The sequence below is a fragment of the Thermosporothrix hazakensis genome, assembly GCF_003253565.1.
In the GTDB taxonomy this organism is placed as follows: Bacteria; Chloroflexota; Ktedonobacteria; order Ktedonobacterales; family Ktedonobacteraceae; genus Thermosporothrix; species Thermosporothrix hazakensis.
The window spans coordinates 1-1,677 of record NZ_QKUF01000080.1; the positions used below are offsets into that span (position 1 = coordinate 1).

A 1,677-nucleotide genomic window follows, 5' to 3' on the forward strand; every position below is an offset into this window, starting at 1 on the left:
CTCACAAGTTTGGGATCATACTTCCACAGTTCCAGACCTCATTCAGCTACTTCAACTTTGTTTGCTGCTGGGCTCTCCTTTAGTTCTCTGTACAATCTCGCTATTCTATAAACATTCACTTTTGAATGTATTCTTTTAAATACTGGCAAAGAATCTAGCGCCATACTTGCTGCAAGCGTATAATTATTTAACCCAAAATACGCTTTCCCAAGAAGCATCGTACTATATGCATTCCTGCATTCTGAATTCGACTCTTGACGGATAGCGAATATCTCATTTATTGCCTCTCGATAATATCCAATATTGATAAGCGCGGCAGCTTTATCTAAGTGGTATCTTTCCTTATTGAGTTTCAGAAAGTGCTCGTCATAGTCAAACTTTTGCTTTGCGATCTCTCCCCCGTTCTCAATGGTTTGCACAACCTGCGCATTCAAGCGATCGCGATTCTCTTTTGTTCTGCCAGCAAGTACAGAATCCGCTAACCCTCTCTTCAATAGTAAGGCTCCGTTTACCTGCGTATCTCTTGCCAGGTGAAGAGCCTGGCTATAGGTGGTTATTGCATTATCTATCCTGCCCGCAACGAGATAAATGTTGCCAAGTCTATAAAGAGCAGCAGATTCTAGCGTTTCATCCTTCAGTTTTCTTGATAAAACTATAGCTTTGGTTAAATGGGATATAGCCTTGTTATGCTCATATTCTCCATCAAGTATGCAAGATATAACGATATGATACTTATACAAAATTTCCTGTAATACTCTCCTATCCTGAGTATTAATAGCATAAGGTATCTCTTTCTCTATATCTATGATTCTATCATCAATTTCATCTAATAGATGTGCAGAGGTACTCTTAAGGTGCTGTTCCCAATATTTTTTCAAAGCCTCCATACTTTCATCAATATCTAAGCGCTTTCGCGTCTGAATATTCGGCACAAAAATTGACGTTTCATTCAACAACATACCAGCTAAAGGCATATCCAACAGAAATGCAATGATTTCGCGTCGATTTGGTGACACTGGTCCTACCTCACTTCTCTCTAAGGCTTCTATGGCTTTAACGTTGAGGGGCTCAGGTTTGCCTAGAGCTTTCGCATAGAGCTCAGCAAATTCTTCCTTGCTCCATCCCTTAGCAAGCCTGCGCTTTTTCATTTCTTTTCCGAAATGAAATGTAACATCAGATGCTTCCACCCTACTTTCTCCATTAAATCAGAATAAGCAAGCGAACTTAATTAATATACTTCCTATCCATCAGTATAAGAAAAAGATATATATCTGTCCAGTCACAGGTAAAATTTCTTCTTTTCTCATTGCAAATTTTACCTTCTTATCACTTATCCTATGTTATTTTGGTAGTATAAGCATCAAAACATTATTCTATGCCTGCTGGTAAGTGTTACTTCACAAGTTAACAGGCAAACGACTTTATGATGATGAAACGTAGGGGATACAATGAATACACAAGATGAGACAAATATGTTTGTTTCAAGTTTTCTCAAGAAGAGATAGTTGAAGCAAAAATTGTTTTAGTTGGCTATCTCAGATATATGATGACACATCCCCCTAAAGACGAGAAAGGGGTGAACCATGTGGAGGCGGTGCGGCGCTTTGTCGAGCGGCTGAAACAAGGGCCTGCTGGTCCTCTGTATTCTCAGGTTGTCTATCACGTACAGGCGCTGAA

At 39.5% G+C, this 1,677-nt stretch carries 1 protein-coding gene; it reads right to left on the reverse strand.

The annotated features are described in order from the left end of the window. Positions 1-38 precede the first annotated feature (38 nt). Positions 39-1,187 carry a tetratricopeptide repeat protein gene (locus tag EI42_RS31745; protein ID WP_111326982.1) on the reverse strand — a complete coding sequence of 383 codons (1,149 nt, stop codon included), beginning with the start codon at positions 1,185-1,187 and terminating at the stop codon, positions 39-41. Positions 1,188-1,677: the final 490 nt, after the last annotated feature.